This is a genomic window from Sphingomonas sp. UBA978 (assembly GCF_002292295.1).
Taxonomy (GTDB): Bacteria; Pseudomonadota; Alphaproteobacteria; order Sphingomonadales; family Sphingomonadaceae; genus Sphingomonas.
Window position 1 is genome coordinate 14,184 of sequence record NZ_DBBS01000002.1, and the last position, 18,926, is coordinate 33,109.

Genomic DNA, 18,926 nt, shown 5'->3' on the forward strand with positions numbered 1-18,926 from the left:
TGTAGAAGTTGTTCGCGCGGGGCATGGTCGTGCCGGGATGCCTGTAGGACCGTAACGATATGAATCGCTTGATCGCTACCTTTGCCTGTCTTGCCACGTTCGGCGCCGCCGGAGCGGTCGCGCAGTCCGTCGCCCCGTCCAAACAGATCGCCGCCGCGGTCGCAGCGCCGACGCGGACGCCGGCGAACCGGGAGCGTGATCGCTATCGCCACCCGGCGGAGACGCTCGCCTTCTTCGGCGTGACGCCGACGCAGACGATCATCGAATTCCTGCCGGCCGGGGGCTGGTATACCGAGATCCTCGCGCCGCTGACGAACGGCCGCGGGCGCTATGTCGCGCTGGTGCCGACGCCGCAGGCCGAACGCACCCGCACCCAATTGGCCGGCAAGGCCGCGACCTATGGCACGACGCAGGTCGCGACGATCGACTTCGCGACGGGCGCATCCTCGCTTCCCGCGGGCAGCGCCGACGTGGTGCTGACGTTCCGCAACGTCCACAATCTGCTGATGCAGGACGATCCCGCCGCAGCGGGCCGCGTGTTCAAGGCATTCTATGCGGCGCTGAAGCCGGGCGGCGTGCTGGGCGTCGTCGACCATCGCCTGCCCGAGGACATGGACACGGCACGCGAGAAGACGAGCGGCTATATCAAGCGGTCGACCGTCGTCCGGCTGGCGAAGGACGCGGGCTTCACGCTCGCCGGGGAATCGCGGATCAACGCCAATGCCAGGGACACGCACGACCATCCCGAGGGCGTGTGGACGCTGCCGCCGACCTATCGCCTGAAGGATGTGGATCGCGCCAAATATGCCGCGATCGGCGAGAGCGACCGCTTCACGCTGCGGTTCGTCAAGCCGCGCTGAGCCCCGCGGCGCCGGCCGTGGCACCGTCCACGGCCGGCCGTCTGTAACGATTTGTGACCCCCGCATCCAAAAGCGCATCGGGCCGTTAGGGCCGCAGCGGGCGCATCCTTCGCATGAGACCCGTCTGTCCGGAGAGGACCACGACAGAGGGACCGCCTGCCATGACCGATGCCACCACCGCCCGCCCGAGGCTTGCGCTTGCCCTGCAGGGCGGGGGTGCGCACGGCGCCTATGGCTGGGGCGTGCTCGAACGGCTGCTCGACGAGGATGTGGAGATCGTCGCGGTCAGCGGCGCCAGCGCGGGGGCGCTGAACGGCACGGCGCTGGTCGCGGGGCTGGCATGCGGCGGCCGTGAGGGCGCGCGGGCCGGGCTGGAGCGATTGTGGCGCGCGGTGTCGGGCGGGTCGCCGTTGCAGGCGTTCGACCTCGACCTGTGGGCCGGGCCGCTGTTCGAGCCGTTGTTCCGCCGCTCGCTGGAAGTGACGAAGCTGCTCGGCCGCTATATCGCGCCGTTCGCGCCGCATATCCGCGACATGCGCGCGCTGCGCCGGATCGTCGACCAGACGATCGACCTGACCGCGATCACCCGCCCGGACGCGCTGCCGCTGCACATCGCCGCGACGCGCGTGGCCAACGGCACCGCGCGCCTGTTCGCGAACGACGAGATCACGCTCGATGCGCTGATGGCGTCCGCCTGCCTGCCCGATCTGTTCGCCGCGGTGCATATCGACGGCGAGGATTATTGGGACGGCGGCTTTTCCGCCAACCCCGCGCTCGAACCGCTCATCTTCGGCGATGCCCGGGCCACCGACATGCTGATCGTGCAGATCACGCCGTTCACCAACGCGGACGTGTCGTCGTCGCTGACCGGCACGATGGCGCGGATGAGCGATATCGGCTTCAACGCCTGCCTGCTCCGCGACCTCAAGGCGCTGACCGAGGTGCAGGCGATCGCACGCGAGGCGCAGTCCGCGTCGCCGAAGATGCAGGCGCTCGCCGCGACCAACCTGCACCTGATGGGCGCGCCGCCCGAACTGGCGCAGCGCGGCGCGGCGAGCAAGATCGACACGCGCTGGTCGCAGATCGAGGAGCTGCGCGCGCTGGGCCGTGCGACGGCGGAAGCCTGGCTCGCCGACCATCGCGGGGGGCTGGGGCGCATCTCGACGCTGACCGGCCTGCCCGACGCGGTGGCGGCATGAGCCGGGTGCCGCGGACGCTGCTGCTCGGCGTGCAGGCGGCGGCGGGCCTGCTGGGTGCGGCGATGCTCGCGCTCGGGCTGTGGCTGCTGGCGCTGGGAGGGACGCCTTATTACGCGGTCGCCGGCGTATCGCTGATCGGCGGCACCGTACTGACGTGGCGGGGGCGGCCGGTCGGCGGCCTGCTGCTGACGGGGGCGGCACTGCTGCTCAGCATCGTCTGGGCGGTGGCCGAGATCGCCGGCAAGGGCTGGCAACCGGTCTGGGCGATCGACCTGGCTGCGCGGGTCGGTGCGATCGGCGCCCTGTTCGCGGCGGCGCTGCTGGTCTGGCTGCTCGGCAGCGCGGGCGCGACGGCGCGGCGACGGCGGACGGCGCTCGCGACGGCCGGGGTCGCGCTGGTCGCGGTGGCGGGCAGCGTCGCGCTCGCCTGGGAGCGGCCCGTCTCGCCGGCGGGGCGGCCGGGTGCGCCACAGCCCTTCCCGGCGGATACCGACTGGGCGGCGTTCGGCGGCACCAACAGCGGCGAGCGTTATTCCCCCGCGGCGCAGATCACGCCCGCCAACGTGTCGGCATTGCGCCCGGCGTGGCAGTTTCACACCGGCGATGCCGCGCCCAACGATCGCGTCTCCTATGCCGCGCAGAACACGCCGCTGAAGGTCGGCGATACGCTGTTCCTGTGTTCGCCGGGCAACATGGTCTTCGCGCTCGATCCGGGGACGGGGGCGGAACGCTGGCGCTACGATCCCAGGGTCGCGCCGCGCGCGATGGAATCGATGTTCAGCGCCGCCTGTCGCGCGGTCGGCTATCATGCCGCCGCGGCCGGTGGCGACGCGGTGTGCGCCACGCGGGTCTTCGTCGCGGCGGCGGACGGGCGGCTGATCGCGCTCGATGCGCGCCGCGGCACCCCGTGTCCGGGCTTCGGTACCGGCGGCACGGTCGACCTGACCGCGGGCATGGGCCTGCGCGAACCCGGCCATGCCTCCAGCAATTCGGGGCCGGCGGTGGTCGGCGATCTGGTGCTGGTCGGCCAGCAGGTCAGCGACAACCAGCGGCGCGACGCGCCCTCGGGCGTGGTCCGCGCCTATGACGCGACCAGCGGCGCGCTGCGCTGGGCATGGGACGCCAAGCGGATCGACCGGCCGCAGGCCCCGCTGGCGCCCGGCGAGATCTGGCCGCTGGGGACGCCCAACGTCTGGAACGTGATCTCCGCCGACGACGCCATGGGGCTGGTGTTCCTGGCGACGGGCAATGCCGGCAACGACCATTTCGGCGGCAATCGCGAGGCGGCGGACGACCGCTACAGTTCCGCCGTCGTCGCGGTGGAACGGGCCACCGGCGCGACGCGCTGGGTGTTCCGCACCGTCGAGCGCGACCGGTTCGACTACGACCTCGGCGCGCAGCCGGTCATCACCGACATGACGATCGCCGGCGCGCGCCGCCGCGTCGTCATTCAGGGGACCAAGACCGGGTCGCTGTTCGTCCTCGACGCCGCCACCGGCCGGCCGCTGCGTCCGGTCGTCCGTCGCCCGGTGCCGCAGGGCGGCGTGCGGGGCGAGACACTGTCGCCGACGCAGCCGCAATCGGTCTTCTACCCCAATTTCGCCGGCCTGCCGGGCCGCGATCCGGAACGGATCGATGCGCGCCATGCCTTCGGTCTGACGCCGATCGACGCCGCTTTGTGCCGGATCCAGTTCCACCGGATGCGCTATGCGGGGATGTACACGCCGCCGACCGACAAGGGGCTGGGGACATTGCTGTATCCCGGTACGATCGGCGGGCTGAACTGGGGCGGGCTGGCGATCGATCCGGCGCGCGGGCTGGTCGTCACCAACCACAGCCGCCTCGCCAATCAGGTCCGCCTGATCCCGCGCGACAGGGTGGCGGACCCGGCGATCGGCGATGGCGGCCGCCGCCCAGACCAGGCGGTGGCGCCGCAGAAGGGCGCGCCCTGGGGCGTCGACCGGCCGATCTGGCTGTCGATCCTCGGCGTGCCGTGCAACACGCCGCCCTGGGGATTCCTGTCGGCGACCGATCTGGCGACGGGCGGGCTGGCGTGGAGCCAGCCGTTCGGGACGGGCTATGACGCCGGGCCGCTCGGCATTCCGATGCGGCTGCGCATCCCGCTCGGCACGCCCAATCTGGGCGGTGCGGTGACGACCGCATCGGGGCTGACCTTCATCGCCGCCGCGCAGGACGACTATCTGCGCGCGTTCGAAACGGCGAGCGGCCGGCTGCTCTGGTCGGCGCGCCTGCCGGCGGGCGGGCAGGCATCGGCGATGACCTACATGCACCGCGGCCGGCAATATGTTGCGATCGGGGCGACCGGGCACAAGCAACTCAAGACCCGGGCGGGCGATGCGCTGATGGTCTATGCGTTGCCCGATTAGGCGGGGCGCTCCATCGGCATCTCGCCCAGCAATTCCCTGACCCGCTCGCTGCGGCGCAGCGGGTCGGCGATCCGCTCGCGCACGAGCCACCGCCGTTTCGACGCCTCGAACGGGGCGGGCAAATGCGCCTTCGGGTCGCCCAGCGTGAACGCCAGCGCGCCCGGACCCGCGTCGATCTGACGGACGCCCGCGTCCATCGCGAGGATCACGATCCGCGTCATCTCCAGCAGGCGGACGGTGGCGGCCGGCAGGCTGCCGAAGCGATCCTCGAGCTCGGCGGCGAACGCCTCCAGCGCCGCCACGTCGCCGAGGTGCGCGAGCTGGCCGTAGAGCGTCAGGCGGACATCGGCCTCGGGGATCCACTCTTCCGGTATCGCCCCCGCCAGACCGAGGTTGAGGACCGGGTGCACGCGCTCGACATCCTCGCCGCGCGCCGCCTTGAGCGCCTGACCGAGTAGATACTGGTAGAGATCGACGCCGATCAGCTTCATATGGCCGGCCTGCTCCTCGCCGACGAGGTCGCCCGCGCCCCGCATGTCGAGATCGCGGGCGCTGATCGCGAAGCCGGCGCCGAGCTGGTCGAACGCCTGCAGCGCGCGCAGGCGCTTCAGCGTCGCCTCCGCGATCGTCGCTTCGCCCGCGGTCAGCAGCAGGATCTGGCCGCGCCGCCCGCCGCGGCCGACCCGCCCGCGCAGCTGGTGCAGCTGCGACAGGCCGAAGCGGTCGGCGTAATGGACGATCATCGTATTGGCGCGCGGCACGTCCAGCCCCGCCTCGATGATGTTCGTCGCCAGCAGGATATCGCCGTCACCCGCGGCAAAGGCGGTCATCGCATCGTCGAGGTCGCCGGCGTCCATCCGGCCATGCGCGACGACGACGCCGAGTTCGGGGACGAGGCGCGCCAGCCGCTTGGCCAGCGGTGCGATATCCTCGATCCGCGGGACGACGACGAAGCTCTGCCCGCCGCGCGCCCGCTCGCGTCGGAGCGCCCGGCGGACCGTCTCGTCGTCGAAGCCCTGCACGATGGTGCGGATCGGCTGGCGCCGTGCGGGCGGGGTCGCGATGATCGACAGGGCCTGCAGCCCGACCATCGCGGATTGCAGGGTGCGCGGGATCGGCGTGGCGCTCAGCGTCAGGACGTGGCCGGCGCCCATGGCGCGCAGGCCGGCCTTCGCCTTGGCACCGAAACGCTGTTCCTCGTCGATCACGACCAGTGCCAGATCGGCGAACGTCACGCTCTTGCCGCCGACGCTGCCGGTGCCGATCACGACGTCGATCGACCCGTCGGCAAGGCCCGTCCGGACGCGCTTGCGCTCGGCGGCGGTGGACAGGCGCGACAGGCCGGCAACCGTCAGGCCGGTCGCTTCGAACCGCTTGCGGAAGGTCGCGAGATGCTGGCGGACCAGCACCGTCGTCGGCGCGACGACGGCGACCTGGCGACCGGCCAGCGCGACCATTGCCGCGGCGCGCAGCGCGACCTCGGTCTTGCCATAGCCGACGTCGCCGACGACCAGCCGATCCATCGGCCGCCCGCTGGCCAGATCGCTGCGCACCGCCGCGATCGCGCGCATCTGATCCGCGGTTTCGGTGAAGGCGAAACCCGCGGCGAACGTCTCGTACGCCGCATTGTCGGGGACGATCGGCGCGGTGGTGCGCGCGTCGCGTGCCGCGGCGAGCGCCTGCAACGCCCGCGCACTGTCGGCGATGGCCGCATCGATCCCGGCCCGGCGTTTCGCCCAGCTGCCGCCGTCGAGCGTGTCGTAGGTCACCGCATCGGCATCCGCGCCATAGCGCCAGATCCGCCCCGCTTCGGTGACGGGGACGAGGCGGCGGGCGCTTTTGGCATATTCGAGCACGATCGCGTCGGTGGACGCGGTGTCGTCGAGCTGGACCGCTTCCAACCCGACCACCGCGCCGATGCCGTGATCCTCGTGCACGATCAGGTCGCCGATCCGCAGCTCCGCGCCCTCGCCGAACCCCTGTGCGGATCGCGGATCGCTCGCGTCGAGCTGCGCGCGGCTGCCGAGCAGATCGGCGGCGGCGACGATCGTGACGTCGTCGAGGACGAAGCCATGGTCGAGCGGTGCGACGAGCAGCGATACGGTGCCGGCGGGGCTGCGCGCCGCCTCCGCCAGCGATCCGATCGCCACGCCGTCCAGCCCGAGGCGGGGCGACAGGAAGCGCAGGTCGCGGGCAGCGCCGGCGATGACCATGCGCCCTTCGGCCAGTGCGGCGCCGGCGAAACGGCGGAACGCCCGCAGCGGATCGCGCCGTTCGACGAAGCGCGGAATCGGCGCGCCCGTGTCCGGCCCCGGCACGATCCGGCGCTCCGCGACGGCGGCCTGCCATGCCGCATCGTCGACGAGCGCCGCCAGCGATCGGCGTTCCCCCGATCCGTCCGCGGCGAGCGCGAGGAACCGGTCCCGCCGATCCTGCGCGCGGGGATCCAGATAGACGTCGGCGTCCGGCAGATGGGCGGTGATCGGCACGCCCTCGCCGAGCGGCGGCTCGCTGGCCCGACCGATGGTCACCTGTTCGACATCCTCCAGCCCGAGCTGGGTGACCGGATCATAGCTGCGCAGCGTCGTGACGCGACCGTCGGCGAATTCGATCCGCACCGGGTGCAGGCGATCCGCCGGGAACAGGTCGACGACGCTGCCGCGGATCGCGATCTCGCCCGGCTCGTCGACGCGATCGTCGAGGACATAGCCGATACTCTCCGCCAGCGCGGGCAGGGCGGCGACGTCGATCGCCTCGCCGACCGCGAACACCGGTGGCGCTTCGTCGAACGCGGTCGGGGCGGCGTAGCGCACGGCGCTGGCCTCCGCCGACAGCACGAGCAGGACAGGCCGATCGGCCGCGCCGGCCGTGGCGGTGCGCAGGCGGCGCAACGCCTCGACCCGCTGGCCGACATTGGCGGCGCTCGGCGGGGCGGCCTCGCCGGGCAGCGCATCGCTGCCGGTCAGGTGGATCACCTCCGTCGCCGGCGCGAACGCCGCGGCGAGGCGCGCGATGGTTTCGGCGCGGGCCTCGTCCTCGGCGACGACGATCGCACGCCGGCTATCGCCGGCGACGATCCGGGCGGCGACGCATGCGGGCGGCGCGGCGGGCGCCGTCGCCTCTTCGCCGGCGACGACGCGGTTGCTGGTACGCTTCAACATGGCCGCTCTCCGGGGCGATCATGCCCGCAAGATGAACGGCAGCCCGTCGTGCTTCGTTCCGCGCCGACGGGTCGGGCGGTCACGATGAAACGGAAAAATATCCTTCCATCACAAAGGGAACCGACACGAAACCCGTGACCGGTCGTACCGACCTCATTCGTCCGGCGGTGTGCCGAACGAGAGCGCCTCGGCCGAGCCGACCTTCTTTTCGCCAGCGAACAGCTGGTCGAGCCGATCCCGGATTTCCTGACGATATTCCTGCTGGCCGCGCCGCCGCGGACCGGCGACCGACACCTCGTCGGCGATCGCGTCCTTGATCCGCGCGATCGCCGGTTCCGCCAGCACATTGGCATCGCGCAATTCGATGCAGAGCTGCACCAGCCCGACCGCGGTCGCCTGCGCCCGCAGGCCGACGTTCACCACATCGAAGTGCAACCTCTTCTGTCTGTCGACCGTGTTCATCCGACCTCTCCTTTCGTCCGGATGGTCAACGCGCGAAGGCGGCGATGCGCTGCGATGGGTCCGATATCGGTCCCGTCGCGTTGGGCGATGCGATTGGAGAGAAATCAATGAGCACCACCCTGAGCGCCAAGTTCGACACCCGCCGCGACGCCGAAATGACGGTCGAACGGCTGGTCCAGCAGTTCCGGATCGAGCGGACGGACATCCTGGTCACGGCGGACGGCGACGACAACACGGCCGGAGTCGAGGAAGCGGGGTCCGACACTGCGGCCGGCACGCCGACGCCGGAGAATCGCGGGGATGCCGCACTCGAGGGGCGGGTGGTCGTTTCGGTGAAGATCGATGGCGAGGCCCTCGCCGACGAGGTCCGCGCGGCGTTCGGCGAATTCGAAGCCGAAGACGTCACCGAACGATGAGCAGGTGCGGTCATGGGCGGATACGTCGCCCATGATCGCACCGGCGGTTCGCCGGCTTCAGCTCAGCTGGCGGTCGGCGCGTGGCCATCGGTTTGACGACGCCGTGCCAAATCGGCGTTCTGCGCCTGCCGTATCTCTTCGTACGTCCCCGTGCGGGCGTCCGGCATCGGGACGGTGGCGAGGCCGCTGACGTTCGGACTGTCGCCCGCGCCGCCGCTGATCTCCTTGTCGAACACGCCGGTTTGCACCGCGATGCGCATCGCCTGCAGGTAATCGGCGAAGCGGTCCGCCGGAACGAACACCCGCGTCTGGCCGTCGATCGTCAGCGGCGCGCCGTTGGGCAGCGTCGGACTGAAGGCGACATGGCCGTTGTCCTCGTCGAACCATGATGGTCGATCGTCCGCCGCGGGCTCGGCCCATTGCCGCTCCGCCGTATCGAGCGAGGCGAGCACGGGTGCCCGCATCGCCGCGATGTCGGGGCTGTCGCTCTTCATCGTATCGGCAATGGCCTGACCGGCGCCATCGACCATGGTCTTGAGTGACATATATGCTCTCCAATGACGGTTAAACGTTTGAAGAGACGGGAAAGTGCCTCGCGCCCCGCATGCCGTTCCATTGCCCGGGCCGTGGTCGATGGTCGGGGCGTCACATGCCCCGCAGGTGTCATATAAAGAAATCTTTATATCGCCGTTGACGGATGCGCCAAAGCCCGGGATGATAAGGGCGTCGAGGTTCTTCGGCCGCGAAGGCGCGCCGAAGCTAAGACGGGAAGCCGGTGCGGACCCCCTTCGAGGATCAGGGTCCAAGGCCGGCGCTGCCCCCGCAACTGTAAGCGGCGAGCGGCGGTCGACAGTGTCACTGGCGGTGCGAGCCGCTGGGAAGGCCAGACCGACGTGACGACCCGCGAGCCAGGAGACCTGCCTTTGACGCGATAACGTCCACCGGCGGGGATCCCGGGCTGGCCGCTTGCACGCACGCGACCGGCGCCTGTCCGGTTCGCGCGTCCTGCCTGTGACCATCCGTCTTCCTCGCCCTTCATCGGGGTATGAAGACCATGACCGTCACTGTTGCCACCTTGGGCTTTCCACGCATCGGCCCGCGCCGCGAACTCAAATTCGCCCTCGAACGATATTGGGCGGGCAAGGCGTCGAAGCAGGACCTGCTGACCGACGCCGCCGCCCTGCGCACCGCCGCCTGGGCGCGCCAGCATGCGCTGGGCGCCGACTGGCTGCCGTCCAACGATTTCTCGCTCTACGACCATGTCCTCGACACCAGCGTCATGCTCGGCGCGGTGCCGGCACGCTATGGCGCCGCCGACGGACAGGCCGGGCTCGACACCTATTTCGCGATGGCACGCGGCACGACCGCGCCGGCCGGCGACGATCAGGGCGACGGCTGCGGCCACGCCAGCCTGACCGCTTGCGAGATGACCAAATGGTTCGACACCAACTACCATTACATGGTCCCCGAACTGGTCGCCGGACAAACGCTCGCGCTCAACCCGCTCAAGATCGTCGACGAATATCGCGAGGCGAAGGCGCAGGGCTACGAGACGCGGCCGGTGTTGCTCGGGCCGGTGACCTGGCTCAGCCTCGCCAAGGGGCGCGACGTCGATCCGTTCGCCTTCCTCGACGAGGTGCTGGGGCTCTACGCCGCGATCCTCGGCCAGCTCGCCGCGGCGGGGGCGGAATGGGTGCAGATCGACGAGCCGGTGCTGGTGCTCGACCTCGACGATCGCCAGCGCACCGCGCTGACCCGCGCCTACGCCCGCCTGTCGCGGGTCGGCGTCAAGCTGATGCTGACCACCTATTTCGGCGCGCTCGACGACAATCTGTGGCTCGCCGCGGCGCTGCCGGTGGCGGGGCTGCACGTCGATCTGGTCCGTGCGCCGCAGCAGCTCGATGCGCTGCTCGCCAAGGCGCCGAAATCGCTGTTGCTGTCGCTGGGGGTCATCGACGGCCGCAACGTCTGGCGTGCCGACCTCGCCGCCTTGCTCGACCGGCTGGAACCGATCGCGGCGACCCGCGACATCGTGCTCGCGCCCTCCTGTTCGCTGCTCCACGTACCGGTCGATCTCGCGCTCGAAACCCGGCTCGACGACGAGGTCGCGCAATGGCTCGCCTTTGCGGTACAGAAGGTCGCCGAGCTCGACACGCTGAAGCGCGCGCTCAACCACGGCCGCGACAGCGTCGCCGACCGGCTCGCCGCCGCAACCGCGGCGGCCGCGGCGCGCAAGGTGTCGGCGCGTATCCACGATCCCTATGTCGCGGTGCGGCTCGCCGCGGTGACGCCGGACATGGTCGAACGCCGCTCGGGCCACGCCACCCGCATCGCCGCGCAGGCCGCGGTGCTGGACCTGCCCGCCTATCCGACCACCACGATCGGTTCGTTCCCGCAGACCGCCGCGGTGCGCCACGCTCGTGCCGAACACAATCGCGGCCATCTCAGCGGTGCTGATTACGACCGGTTCCTGCGCGCGGAGACGACGCGGGCGATCCGCTGGCAGGAGGATGTCGGGCTCGACATGCTCGTCCATGGCGAATTCGAGCGCAACGACATGGTGCAATATTTCGGCGAGCAGCTGTCGGGCTTCGCCTTTACCGTCAACGGCTGGGTGCAAAGCTACGGCTCGCGCTGCGTCCGCCCGCCGATCCTGTTCGGCGACGTCACGCGGCCGCGGCCGATGACGGTCGACTGGTGGCGCTTTGCGCAGGACCAGACCCGGCGGCCGGTCAAGGGGATGCTGACCGGGCCGGTGACGATCCTCAACTGGTCGTTCGTGCGCGACGACCAGCCGCGCGAGGCGAGCTGTCGCCAGATCGCGCTCGCCATCCGCGACGAGGTGATCGACCTCGAGGCGGCGGGCGCGCAGGCGATCCAGATCGACGAGGCGGCCTTGCGCGAGGGGCTGCCGCTGCGGCGGCGCGACTGGCAGGCCTATCTCGACTGGGCGGTCGCCTGTTTCCGGCTCTGTGCCGCCGGGGTGGCCGATGCGACGCAGATCCACACCCACATGTGCTATTCGGAGTTCAACGACATCCTGCCGGCGATCGGCGCGATGGACGCCGACGTCATTTCGATCGAGACGGCGCGATCGCAGATGGAGCTGCTCGAGGGCTTCGCCCGCTATCGCTACCCCAGTGCGATCGGGCCGGGGGTGTACGACATCCATGCGCCGCGCGTGCCCTCGCGCGACGAGATGGTCGCGCTGATCCGGCTCGCCCGCCGCCATCTCGCGCCCGCGCAATTGTGGGTGAACCCCGATTGCGGGCTGAAGACGCGCGGCTGGGCCGAGGTCACGCCGGCGATCGAGGCGATGGTCGCTGCCGCCCGCGAATTGCGCGCCGATCCGGTCTGACCGGCGCGTCGACCGACCGGCCAGTCCCCCGTGCGGGGGCGGCCGGTCGGTCGGTTCATTCCATCTCGAGGATGATCTGGTCGACCGACAGGCTGTCGCCCGCCGCGGCGGAGACGGCCTTCACCCGGCCGGATTTCTCCGCGCGCAGGATATTCTCCATCTTCATGGCTTCGACGACGGCGAGCGGCTGCCCCGCCTCGACCGCGTCGCCGGCGCCGACGTCGAGCCGGACGAGCAGGCCGGGCATCGGCGCGATCAGGAAGCGCGACAGGTCGGGCGGCACCTTCTCGATCAGATGCGCCGCATAGGGTGCGGCATGCGCGGGCAGCACCCGCACCTGATGGCTCGCGCCGCGCGTGGTCAGGCGGAAGCCGCCACGCGTCGCCGCGATACGGACGGACAGATGCCGATCCTCGCCGATCTCCGCCTCCACCATCCGGTCGCCCGGCGTATATTCGAAAGCGATGTCGAGGTCCTCGCCGTCCACGGCGATGCCGTCGGTGGAGACGTCCACTTCGTGATCGCTGCCGTCGATCCGCACCGCCCATCGGCTCGGCGGCGGCAGGCGGCGGCCGAGCTGGCCGTCGATCCGCCGCGCGCGATCCGCCTGCGCGGTCGCGGCAAAGGCGGCGATCGCGGCGAGCGTACGCGTCAGGTCGGCATCGGCGGGGGCGCCGTGGAAACCGTCGGGATATTCCTCGGCGATGAAGCCGGTGGTGATCGCGCCCGAACGGAAGCGCGGATGCTGCATCAGCGCCGACAGGAAATCGATGTTGGTCCCCGGCCCCTCGATCTCGAACGCGTCCAATGCGGCGATCTGCGCATCGATCGCCGCCTCGCGCGTCGGCGCCCAGGTGATGAGCTTGGCGATCATCGGGTCGTAGAACATGCTGACCTCGCCACCCTCGGCGACGCCGTCGTCGACGCGGATACGGGGTTCCCCTCCTGCTTGCGCGAGGGGCTGGGATTCACCCGATGCATCGCCCGCGGACAAGCCCTCCCCTGGCCCCTCCCGCAAGCGGGAGGGGGATTGCATGGGCGGATTGTAGCGCACCAGCCGGCCGATGCTGGGCAGGAAGCCGCGATACGGGTCCTCGGCATAGACGCGATTCTCGATCGACCAGCCGTGGATGCCGACCTGATCCTGCGTGATGGCCAGCGGTTCGCCGGCGGCGACGCGGATCATCTGCTCGACCAGATCGAGCCCGGTGATCTCCTCGGTCACCGGATGTTCGACCTGCAGCCGGGTGTTCATCTCGAGGAAATAGAAGCCCTGACCGGTGGTGTCGGCGCCCGACACGATCAACTCGACAGTGCCCGCGCTGTAATAGCCGACCGCGCGGGCGAGCGCGACCGCCTGTTCGCCCATCGCTTTCCGCATCGCCGGGGTGACGAAGGGGGAGGGCGCCTCCTCGACCACCTTCTGGTGGCGGCGCTGGACCGAACATTCGCGCTCGTTGAGGTAGAGGATGTTGCCGTGCTGGTCGCCGAGCACCTGGATCTCGATATGGCGCGGGCTCTCGATGAACTTCTCGATGAAGACGCGGTCGTCGCCGAAGCTGGCGAGGCCTTCGCGCTTGGTCGCCTCGAACCCCTCGCGCACGTCAGTCTCGCTATACGCGAGGCGCATGCCCTTGCCGCCGCCGCCGGCCGAGGCCTTCATCATGACCGGATAGCCGATGTCGGTGGCGATCCGAACCGCCTCGTCGGTGTCGGCGATCTCGCCGAGGAAGCCGGGGACGACGTTGACGCCCGCCGCCTTGGCCAGCTTCTTTGATTCGATCTTGTCGCCCATCGCCGCGATCGCGTTCGGCGGCGGCCCGACGAAGGCGATGCCGGCCTCGGCGCAGGCACGCGCGAAGCTCTCGCGCTCGGAGAGGAAGCCGTAGCCGGGGTGGATGCAGTCCGCGCCGGTTTCCCTGGCGGCGAGCAGGATCAGCTCCGCCTTGAGATAGCTCTCGGCCGCCGGCGCCGGCCCCAGCCGCACCGCTTCGTCGGCCATCAGGACGTGCGGCGCGCGGGCGTCGGCATCGGAATAGACCGCGACGGTCTTGATCCCCATGCGCTTGGCGGTGCGGAACACGCGGCAGGCGATCTCCCCGCGATTGGCGACCAGGATTTTCTTGAACATGTCCGTTCCTCGATTGTCAGCGCGTGGCCGTGACGGCGGGAGCACCGCGCAGCAGGCCTTCGGTGCTCAGGTCCTCGTCGATGTCGGGCCAGTGGATGCCATAGCCGGCACCCGCCTTTTCCCAATGCGCACGCTGTTCGGGCGTGGCGTGCAGCAGTCGGGGATACCAGGCGAGCGGCGCGGCGATGCTGCGACCGTCCATCAGATCGACGATCAGGCTCGCGGCGTCGAAGCGCACGTCGAGCACGCGTTCGTCGGTGATCCTAGCCGAAATATTCATGCCACGCCTCCAGCAAGCCGGTACGGTGCTCCTCGACCATCGATAGGCAGGTCGTTGGTCTCATGCGCGCGAAAGCCGCGGCTTTTCGCGACCTCCACGACGGTCAGCCACACCTTGATCGTGGCATCGCCGCGATCGATGTGGATGTGCGGCGGTTCGTTGGGTTCGTGACTGTAAAGATAGAAACGAAACGCGCCGATCCGCAGCACCGTCGGCATGTCACTCCGCCGCCTCGGCCAGCCGGCAGTCCGCGGCCATCGGCGTGACGCCGAGCTTCGCGAAGAGCGCTGCATCCTTGTCGTCGCCGGCGTTGCCCGCGGTCAGCAGTTTGTCGCCGGTGAAGATCGAGTTCGCGCCCGCCATGAAGCACAGGGCCTGCGTCGATTCCGACATGCTCTCGCGCCCCGCCGACAGGCGGACCATGCTTTCGGGCATGGTGATGCGCGCGACGGCGACGGTGCGGACGAATTCGATCTCGTCGATCCTGGCGAGCGGCGTATCGGCGAGCATGTCGCCGAGCACCGTGCCCTTGACCGGCACCAAAGCGTTGACCGGCACGCTGCCGGGATGCTCCGGCAGGGTGGCGAGCGCATGGACGAAGCCGACGCGATCGTCACGCGTCTCGCCCATGCCGACGATGCCGCCGCAGCACACGTTGATCCCGGCGCTGCGTACCGCGTCGAGCGTATCGAGCCGCTCCTGAAAGCTGCGCGTCGTGATGACGTCGCCATAGCGTTCGGGCGAGGTGTCGATATTGTGGTTGTAGTAATCGAGGCCCGCGTCGGCGAGCTGCCGCGCCTGATGCGGTTCGAGCATGCCCAATGTCATGCAGGTTTCCATGCCCATGCCGCGCACGCCCTCGACCATCGCCAGAATCGCGCCCATGTCGCGGTCCTTGGGGTTGCGCCACGCCGCGCCCATGCAGAAGCGGGTCGAGCCGTTGTCCTTCGCCTGCGCCGCCGCCTGCAGCACGGCGCGGACGTCCATCAGCTTGGTCGCCTTGACGCCGCTGTCGGCGCTGACCGACTGCGAGCAATAGCCGCAATCCTCCGGGCAACCGCCGGTCTTGATCGACAGCAGCGTCGACAGCTGGACCTGCGACGGCGCATGATGCGCGCGGTGGACGCCCTGTGCCTGCCACATCAGCTCGTCGAACGGCAGGTCGAACAGCGCGGCGATCTCGTCGCGGGTCCAGTCGTTACGCACCGTGTTCATCGTCCCCGCTGCCACATCATGTCCTTCAATTGTGCCGTCCGTTCGCGCGTCAATCGCGCGAGGCATTGCGCCCGTACCATCGGCTGCATCGAACCGCCCGCATATTCCCCGCCCTCGATCGTGCACTGGGAATCGCGAAACGCCAGCCAGGCGCGCTGGCTGGCGAGCGTCGCCGCGGCATAGCCGAACCCGCCGCCGCGCGTGGTGTCGGCGGCGTCGCGCCGCTTCATCGCCGCATAGGTGCGCTGCCACTGGGCGGTCATCGTCGCATCGGCGGCCTTCCACGCGGCGCCGGCCTCCTGGTTCATCGCGGTCTGGGTCTGCGCGCCGGCCGGTGCCGCCACCAGCAACGCGGCGGACAGGGCGTAACGGATCATGCGGCATCCTCCTGTGGTGGCATGTTATGGCCGAGCAGACGCAGCACGTCCTCGGCCGCCTTGATGAGGTTCGTACCCGGACCGAAGATCGCCTGCACCCCCGCATCGCGCAGCGCCTGATAATCCTGCGCCGGGATGACGCCGCCGGCGATCACCTTGATGTCGGCACGGCCGGCATCGCGCAGGTGGCCGATCAGTTCGGGGATCAGCGTCTTGTGCCCCGCGGCGAGGCTGGATGCGCCGACGATGTCGACGTCGCTGTCCAGCGCCAGGATGGCGGCCTCCTTCGGCGTCTGGAACAGCGGGCCGGGGACGACCTCGAACCCCAGGTCGCCGAACATGCTGCTGACGAGGTTGGCGCCGCGATCGTGGCCGTCCTGCCCCATCTTGGCGACGAGCATGCGCGGCTTGCGGCCGAGGCGGCGTTCGGTCGCGGCGACACCGTCCGCCAGCCGCTCCCAGCGTATGTCGTCGGCATAGGCGCCGCCGTAGATGCCCTTCACCGGCGTCGGCTGCGTCCCGAACCGGCCGAAGACGTCCTCCATCGCGCTGCTGATCTCGCCCAGCGTCGCGCGCGCCCGCGCCGCATCGACCGCGAGCGCGAGCAGGTTGCCCGAACCGCGCGCGCCCTCGCGCAGCGCATCGAGCGCCGCCCGGCACGCCGCCGCGTCGCGCGTCGCCTTGACCCGCTCGATCCGCCGGATCTGCGATTCGCGCACCGCGACGTTGTCGACGTCGAGGATGTCGATCGGGTCCTCGTCCGCCTTGCGATATTTGTTCACCCCGACGATCACGTCTTCGCCGCGATCGACGCGCGCGGCTCTGGCGGCCGACGCCTCCTCGATCATCGCCTTGGGCCAGCCCGCCGCGACCGCCCTGGCCATGCCGCCTTCGGCCTGCACCCGCTCGATGATCTCCCACGCGCCATCGACGAGGCTCTGCGTCAGGCTTTCGACATAATAGGAGCCGCCGAGCGGATCGACGACCTTGGTCATCCCCGTCTCTTCCTGGATCACGATCTGCGTGTTGCGCGCGATCCGGGCGGAGAAATCGGTGGGCAGCGCGATCGCCTCGTCGAGCGCGTTGGTGTGCAGCGACTGGGTGCCGCCGAGCATCGCCGCCATCGCCTCGATCGTCGTACGCATGACGTTGTTGTACGGATCCTGCTCGGTCAGCGAGACGCCCGAGGTCTGGCAATGCGTGCGCAGCATCTTGGACCGTTCGTCCTGCGCGCCCAATTGCGTCATCGCGCGATGCCACAGCACCCGTGCCGCGCGCAGCTTGGCGATCTCCATGAAGAAGTTCATGCCGATCGCGAAGAAGAACGACAGCCGCCCGGCGAACCTGTCGATATCCAGACCCGATGCGACGCCGTATTTCACATATTCCATGCCGTCGGCGATGGTGAAGGCGAGCTCGTGGAGCTGCGTCGCCCCCGCCTCCTGCATGTGATAGCCGGAAATCGAGATGGAGTTGAACTTCGGCATCTCGCGGCTGGTATAGCCGAAGATGTCGCTGATGATCCGCATGCTCGGTTCGGGCGGGTAGATATAGGTGTTGCGGACCATGAACTCCTTCAGGATGTCGTTCTGGATGGTCCCGTCGAGCAATTCGCGGTCGACGCCCTGTTCCTCGCCCGCGACGATGAAGAAGGCGAGGATCGGGATCACCGCGCCGTTCATCGTCATGCTGACACTCATCTGGTCGAGCGGGATGCCGTCGAACAGGATCTTCATGTCCTCGACGCTGTCGATCGCGACGCCCGCCTTGCCGACGTCGCCGGTGACGCGCGGATGGTCGCTGTCATAGCCGCGGTGCGTGGCGAGATCGAAGGCGACGCTCAGACCCTTCTGCCCGGCCGCGAGGTTGCGGCGGTAGAAGGCGTTCGATTCCTCCGCGGTCGAGAAGCCGGCGTATTGCCGGATCGTCCACGGCCGCCCGGCATACATCGACGCGCGCACGCCGCGCGTGAACGGCGCGAAACCGGGCAGGCCCGGGTCCACCGGCGCGTCCTCGGCGGTGTAGAGCGGCTTGACCGCGATCCCCTCGGGCGTCGCCCAGATGAGGTCCTTGCCCTTCACCTCCTTCGCGGCGGCGGCTTGCCAGTCGGCGAGGTTCGGCTGCGGTGTTGGCTCGGGCGTCGCCGGCAGGGTCGGTGCGGCGCCGCTATCCTCGCCGGTGTTGGTTTCAATGATCGCCATCAGGCGTCTCCATCAGTTCGACCAGAACGCCGCCCATGTCCTTCGGGTGCACGAAGACGATCGGCGTGCCATGCGCCCCGATGCGCGGTTCGCCGAGCACGCGCGCGCCCTTCGCTTTTAGGTCGGCGACGGCGACGTGGATGTCGGGCACCTCGAAGCAGACGTGATGCTGCCCGCCGGCGGGATTGCTGCGCAGGAAGCCGGCGATCGGCGAGGTGTCGTCATAGGGTTCAATCAGCTCGATCTGCGTGTTGGGCGTGTCGATGAAACACACCTTCACCCCCTGCGCGGGCAGGTCGAACGGTTCGCCGATCACTGTCGCGCCGAGCAGGTTGCGATACGTCTCGATCGATCGGGCGATCGACGGCGTGGCGACGCCGACATGGTTGAGGCGGCCGAGGATCATGCGTGTTTTCCTCCCGTCATTGCGAGCGCAGCGCGGCAATCCAGGGCAACGCGCGCGACTCTGGATTGCTTCGCTGCGCTCGCAATGACGGCACAGGTGGGTGTGTCAGCCATGCATGATCTGCTCGTAAAGGTCGTGCCAGCCAGGATTCATCGCTTCGATCAGCGCGAGCTTTTTCGCGCGCGATCCGGCCTTGATCTGTTTCTCGCGCAGGATCGCCGCCTCCATCGTATCCGCCGCTTCGAACCAGACGAGCAGCTTGCAGCCGTAACGCTTGGTGAAGCCGTCCATCAGCCCTTCGCGATGTTCCCACGCTCGCCGCGGCAGGTTCGACGTCACGCCGACGTAGATCGTGCCGTTGCGGCCGCTCGCCACCATGTAGATCGTCGGGTGCATTCACAGCCCGCCCCCCGTCATTGCGAGCGTAGCGAAGCAATCCAGAGCCCCACATCCGGACACTCTGGATCGCGTCG

16 protein-coding genes and 1 riboswitch are annotated in these 18,926 nt (G+C 69.6%); of the genes, 5 read left to right on the forward strand and 11 right to left on the reverse strand.

All coding sequences use genetic code 11. The annotated features are described in order from the left end of the window. The first annotated feature begins 59 nt into the window (after positions 1-59). The 3 genes from B2515_RS00100 to B2515_RS00110 all read left to right on the forward strand — a co-directional run bounded on the left by B2515_RS00100 (position 60) and on the right by B2515_RS00110 (position 4,446). The gene (locus B2515_RS00100) at positions 60-860 is read left to right on the forward strand and encodes a class I SAM-dependent methyltransferase (protein WP_293872503.1); all 801 of its coding nucleotides are present in this window, start codon (positions 60-62) and stop codon (positions 858-860) included. A 161-nt stretch (positions 861-1,021) separates the two neighbouring features. After that, complete coding sequence (locus B2515_RS00105; protein WP_293872504.1) at positions 1,022-2,059, forward strand: patatin-like phospholipase family protein; 1,038 nt, start codon at positions 1,022-1,024, stop codon at positions 2,057-2,059. Beyond that, positions 2,056-4,446 carry a PQQ-binding-like beta-propeller repeat protein gene (locus tag B2515_RS00110; RefSeq protein ID WP_293872505.1) on the forward strand — a complete coding sequence of 797 codons (2,391 nt, stop codon included), beginning with the start codon at positions 2,056-2,058 and terminating at the stop codon, positions 4,444-4,446. Before B2515_RS00105 ends, B2515_RS00110 begins: the two co-directional genes overlap by 4 nt. On the opposite strand, the gene B2515_RS00115 is transcribed toward B2515_RS00110, so the two are convergent. Both B2515_RS00115 and B2515_RS00120 read right to left on the reverse strand, forming a co-directional pair. After that, positions 4,443-7,607, reverse strand: coding sequence for a helicase-related protein (locus tag B2515_RS00115; RefSeq protein ID WP_293872506.1), 3,165 nt, complete (start codon positions 7,605-7,607; stop codon positions 4,443-4,445). The genes B2515_RS00110 and B2515_RS00115 overlap by 4 nt on opposite strands. A gap of 153 nt (positions 7,608-7,760) precedes the next feature. Further along, positions 7,761-8,069, reverse strand: a complete 309-nt coding sequence (locus B2515_RS00120) for a hypothetical protein (RefSeq protein ID WP_293872507.1) — start codon at positions 8,067-8,069, stop codon at positions 7,761-7,763. A 107-nt stretch (positions 8,070-8,176) separates the two neighbouring features. Here B2515_RS00120 and B2515_RS00125 point away from each other — a divergent pair, with 107 nt between their 5' ends. Beyond that, positions 8,177-8,485 carry a hypothetical protein gene (locus B2515_RS00125; protein WP_293872508.1) on the forward strand — a complete coding sequence of 103 codons (309 nt, stop codon included), beginning with the start codon at positions 8,177-8,179 and terminating at the stop codon, positions 8,483-8,485. Between the two features lie 62 nt (positions 8,486-8,547). On the opposite strand, the gene B2515_RS00130 is transcribed toward B2515_RS00125, so the two are convergent. Further along, complete coding sequence (locus B2515_RS00130; protein WP_293872509.1) at positions 8,548-9,030, reverse strand: hypothetical protein; 483 nt, start codon at positions 9,028-9,030, stop codon at positions 8,548-8,550. Positions 9,031-9,198: 168 nt separating this feature from the next. Further along, positions 9,199-9,424, forward strand: a riboswitch (cobalamin riboswitch). Positions 9,425-9,539: 115 nt separating this feature from the next. Between B2515_RS00130 and metE the strand changes: the two genes are divergently transcribed. Further along, positions 9,540-11,843, forward strand: a complete 2,304-nt coding sequence (metE, locus tag B2515_RS00135) for a 5-methyltetrahydropteroyltriglutamate--homocysteine S-methyltransferase (protein WP_293872510.1) — start codon at positions 9,540-9,542, stop codon at positions 11,841-11,843. A 55-nt stretch (positions 11,844-11,898) separates the two neighbouring features. Here metE and B2515_RS00140 read toward each other — a convergent pair whose 3' ends face one another. From B2515_RS00140 to B2515_RS00175, 8 genes are all read right to left on the reverse strand, one after another. After that, positions 11,899-13,974, reverse strand: a complete 2,076-nt coding sequence (locus B2515_RS00140; protein ID WP_293872511.1) for an acetyl-CoA carboxylase biotin carboxylase subunit — start codon at positions 13,972-13,974, stop codon at positions 11,899-11,901. A 16-nt stretch (positions 13,975-13,990) separates the two neighbouring features. Beyond that, positions 13,991-14,254 carry a DUF2442 domain-containing protein gene (locus B2515_RS00145; RefSeq protein ID WP_293872512.1) on the reverse strand — a complete coding sequence of 88 codons (264 nt, stop codon included), beginning with the start codon at positions 14,252-14,254 and terminating at the stop codon, positions 13,991-13,993. Next, complete coding sequence (locus B2515_RS00150) at positions 14,251-14,472, reverse strand: DUF4160 domain-containing protein (RefSeq protein WP_293872513.1); 222 nt, start codon at positions 14,470-14,472, stop codon at positions 14,251-14,253. Before B2515_RS00150 ends, B2515_RS00145 begins: the two co-directional genes overlap by 4 nt. 1 nt (position 14,473) lies before the next feature. Continuing rightward, the gene (gene bioB / locus B2515_RS00155) at positions 14,474-15,469 is read right to left on the reverse strand and encodes a biotin synthase BioB (protein ID WP_293872641.1); all 996 of its coding nucleotides are present in this window, start codon (positions 15,467-15,469) and stop codon (positions 14,474-14,476) included. Then, positions 15,466-15,846: a lysozyme inhibitor LprI family protein gene (locus B2515_RS00160; RefSeq protein ID WP_293872514.1), complete on the reverse strand. Its 381-nt coding sequence runs from the start codon at positions 15,844-15,846 to the stop codon at positions 15,466-15,468. The genes bioB and B2515_RS00160 overlap by 4 nt, the downstream gene beginning before the upstream one ends. Next, on the reverse strand, positions 15,843-18,047 hold the full coding sequence (scpA, locus tag B2515_RS00165; protein ID WP_293872515.1) for a methylmalonyl-CoA mutase: 2,205 nt from the start codon (positions 18,045-18,047) through the stop codon (positions 15,843-15,845). Before scpA ends, B2515_RS00160 begins: the two co-directional genes overlap by 4 nt. Beyond that, positions 18,034-18,453: a methylmalonyl-CoA epimerase gene (gene mce, locus B2515_RS00170; RefSeq protein WP_293872516.1), complete on the reverse strand. Its 420-nt coding sequence runs from the start codon at positions 18,451-18,453 to the stop codon at positions 18,034-18,036. The genes scpA and mce overlap by 14 nt, the downstream gene beginning before the upstream one ends. 105 nt (positions 18,454-18,558) lie before the next feature. Next, the gene (locus B2515_RS00175) at positions 18,559-18,849 is read right to left on the reverse strand and encodes a GIY-YIG nuclease family protein (protein WP_293872517.1); all 291 of its coding nucleotides are present in this window, start codon (positions 18,847-18,849) and stop codon (positions 18,559-18,561) included. Positions 18,850-18,926: the final 77 nt, after the last annotated feature.

Excerpts from the sequence above, each read along its gene's own strand:
- B2515_RS00160 (WP_293872514.1), bottom strand. The coding sequence starts at position 15,846 with ATGATCCGTTACGCCCTGTCCGCCGCGTTGCTGGTGGCGGCACCGGCC.
- scpA (WP_293872515.1), bottom strand. The coding sequence starts at position 18,047 with ATGGCGATCATTGAAACCAACACCGGCGAGGATAGCGGCGCCGCACCG.
- B2515_RS00105 (WP_293872504.1), top strand. The coding sequence starts at position 1,022 with ATGACCGATGCCACCACCGCCCGCCCGAGGCTTGCGCTTGCCCTGCAG.
- B2515_RS00100 (WP_293872503.1), top strand. The coding sequence starts at position 60 with ATGAATCGCTTGATCGCTACCTTTGCCTGTCTTGCCACGTTCGGCGCC.
- B2515_RS00120 (WP_293872507.1), bottom strand. The coding sequence starts at position 8,069 with ATGAACACGGTCGACAGACAGAAGAGGTTGCACTTCGATGTGGTGAAC.
- B2515_RS00125 (WP_293872508.1), top strand. The coding sequence starts at position 8,177 with ATGAGCACCACCCTGAGCGCCAAGTTCGACACCCGCCGCGACGCCGAA.
- B2515_RS00145 (WP_293872512.1), bottom strand. The coding sequence starts at position 14,254 with ATGAATATTTCGGCTAGGATCACCGACGAACGCGTGCTCGACGTGCGC.
- B2515_RS00175 (WP_293872517.1), bottom strand. The coding sequence starts at position 18,849 with ATGCACCCGACGATCTACATGGTGGCGAGCGGCCGCAACGGCACGATC.
- mce (WP_293872516.1), bottom strand. The coding sequence starts at position 18,453 with ATGATCCTCGGCCGCCTCAACCATGTCGGCGTCGCCACGCCGTCGATC.
- B2515_RS00110 (WP_293872505.1), top strand. The coding sequence starts at position 2,056 with ATGAGCCGGGTGCCGCGGACGCTGCTGCTCGGCGTGCAGGCGGCGGCG.
- metE (WP_293872510.1), top strand. The coding sequence starts at position 9,540 with ATGACCGTCACTGTTGCCACCTTGGGCTTTCCACGCATCGGCCCGCGC.
- B2515_RS00140 (WP_293872511.1), bottom strand. The coding sequence starts at position 13,974 with ATGTTCAAGAAAATCCTGGTCGCCAATCGCGGGGAGATCGCCTGCCGC.
- B2515_RS00130 (WP_293872509.1), bottom strand. The coding sequence starts at position 9,030 with ATGTCACTCAAGACCATGGTCGATGGCGCCGGTCAGGCCATTGCCGAT.
- bioB (WP_293872641.1), bottom strand. The coding sequence starts at position 15,469 with ATGAACACGGTGCGTAACGACTGGACCCGCGACGAGATCGCCGCGCTG.
- B2515_RS00115 (WP_293872506.1), bottom strand. The coding sequence starts at position 7,607 with ATGTTGAAGCGTACCAGCAACCGCGTCGTCGCCGGCGAAGAGGCGACG.
- B2515_RS00150 (WP_293872513.1), bottom strand. The coding sequence starts at position 14,472 with ATGCCGACGGTGCTGCGGATCGGCGCGTTTCGTTTCTATCTTTACAGT.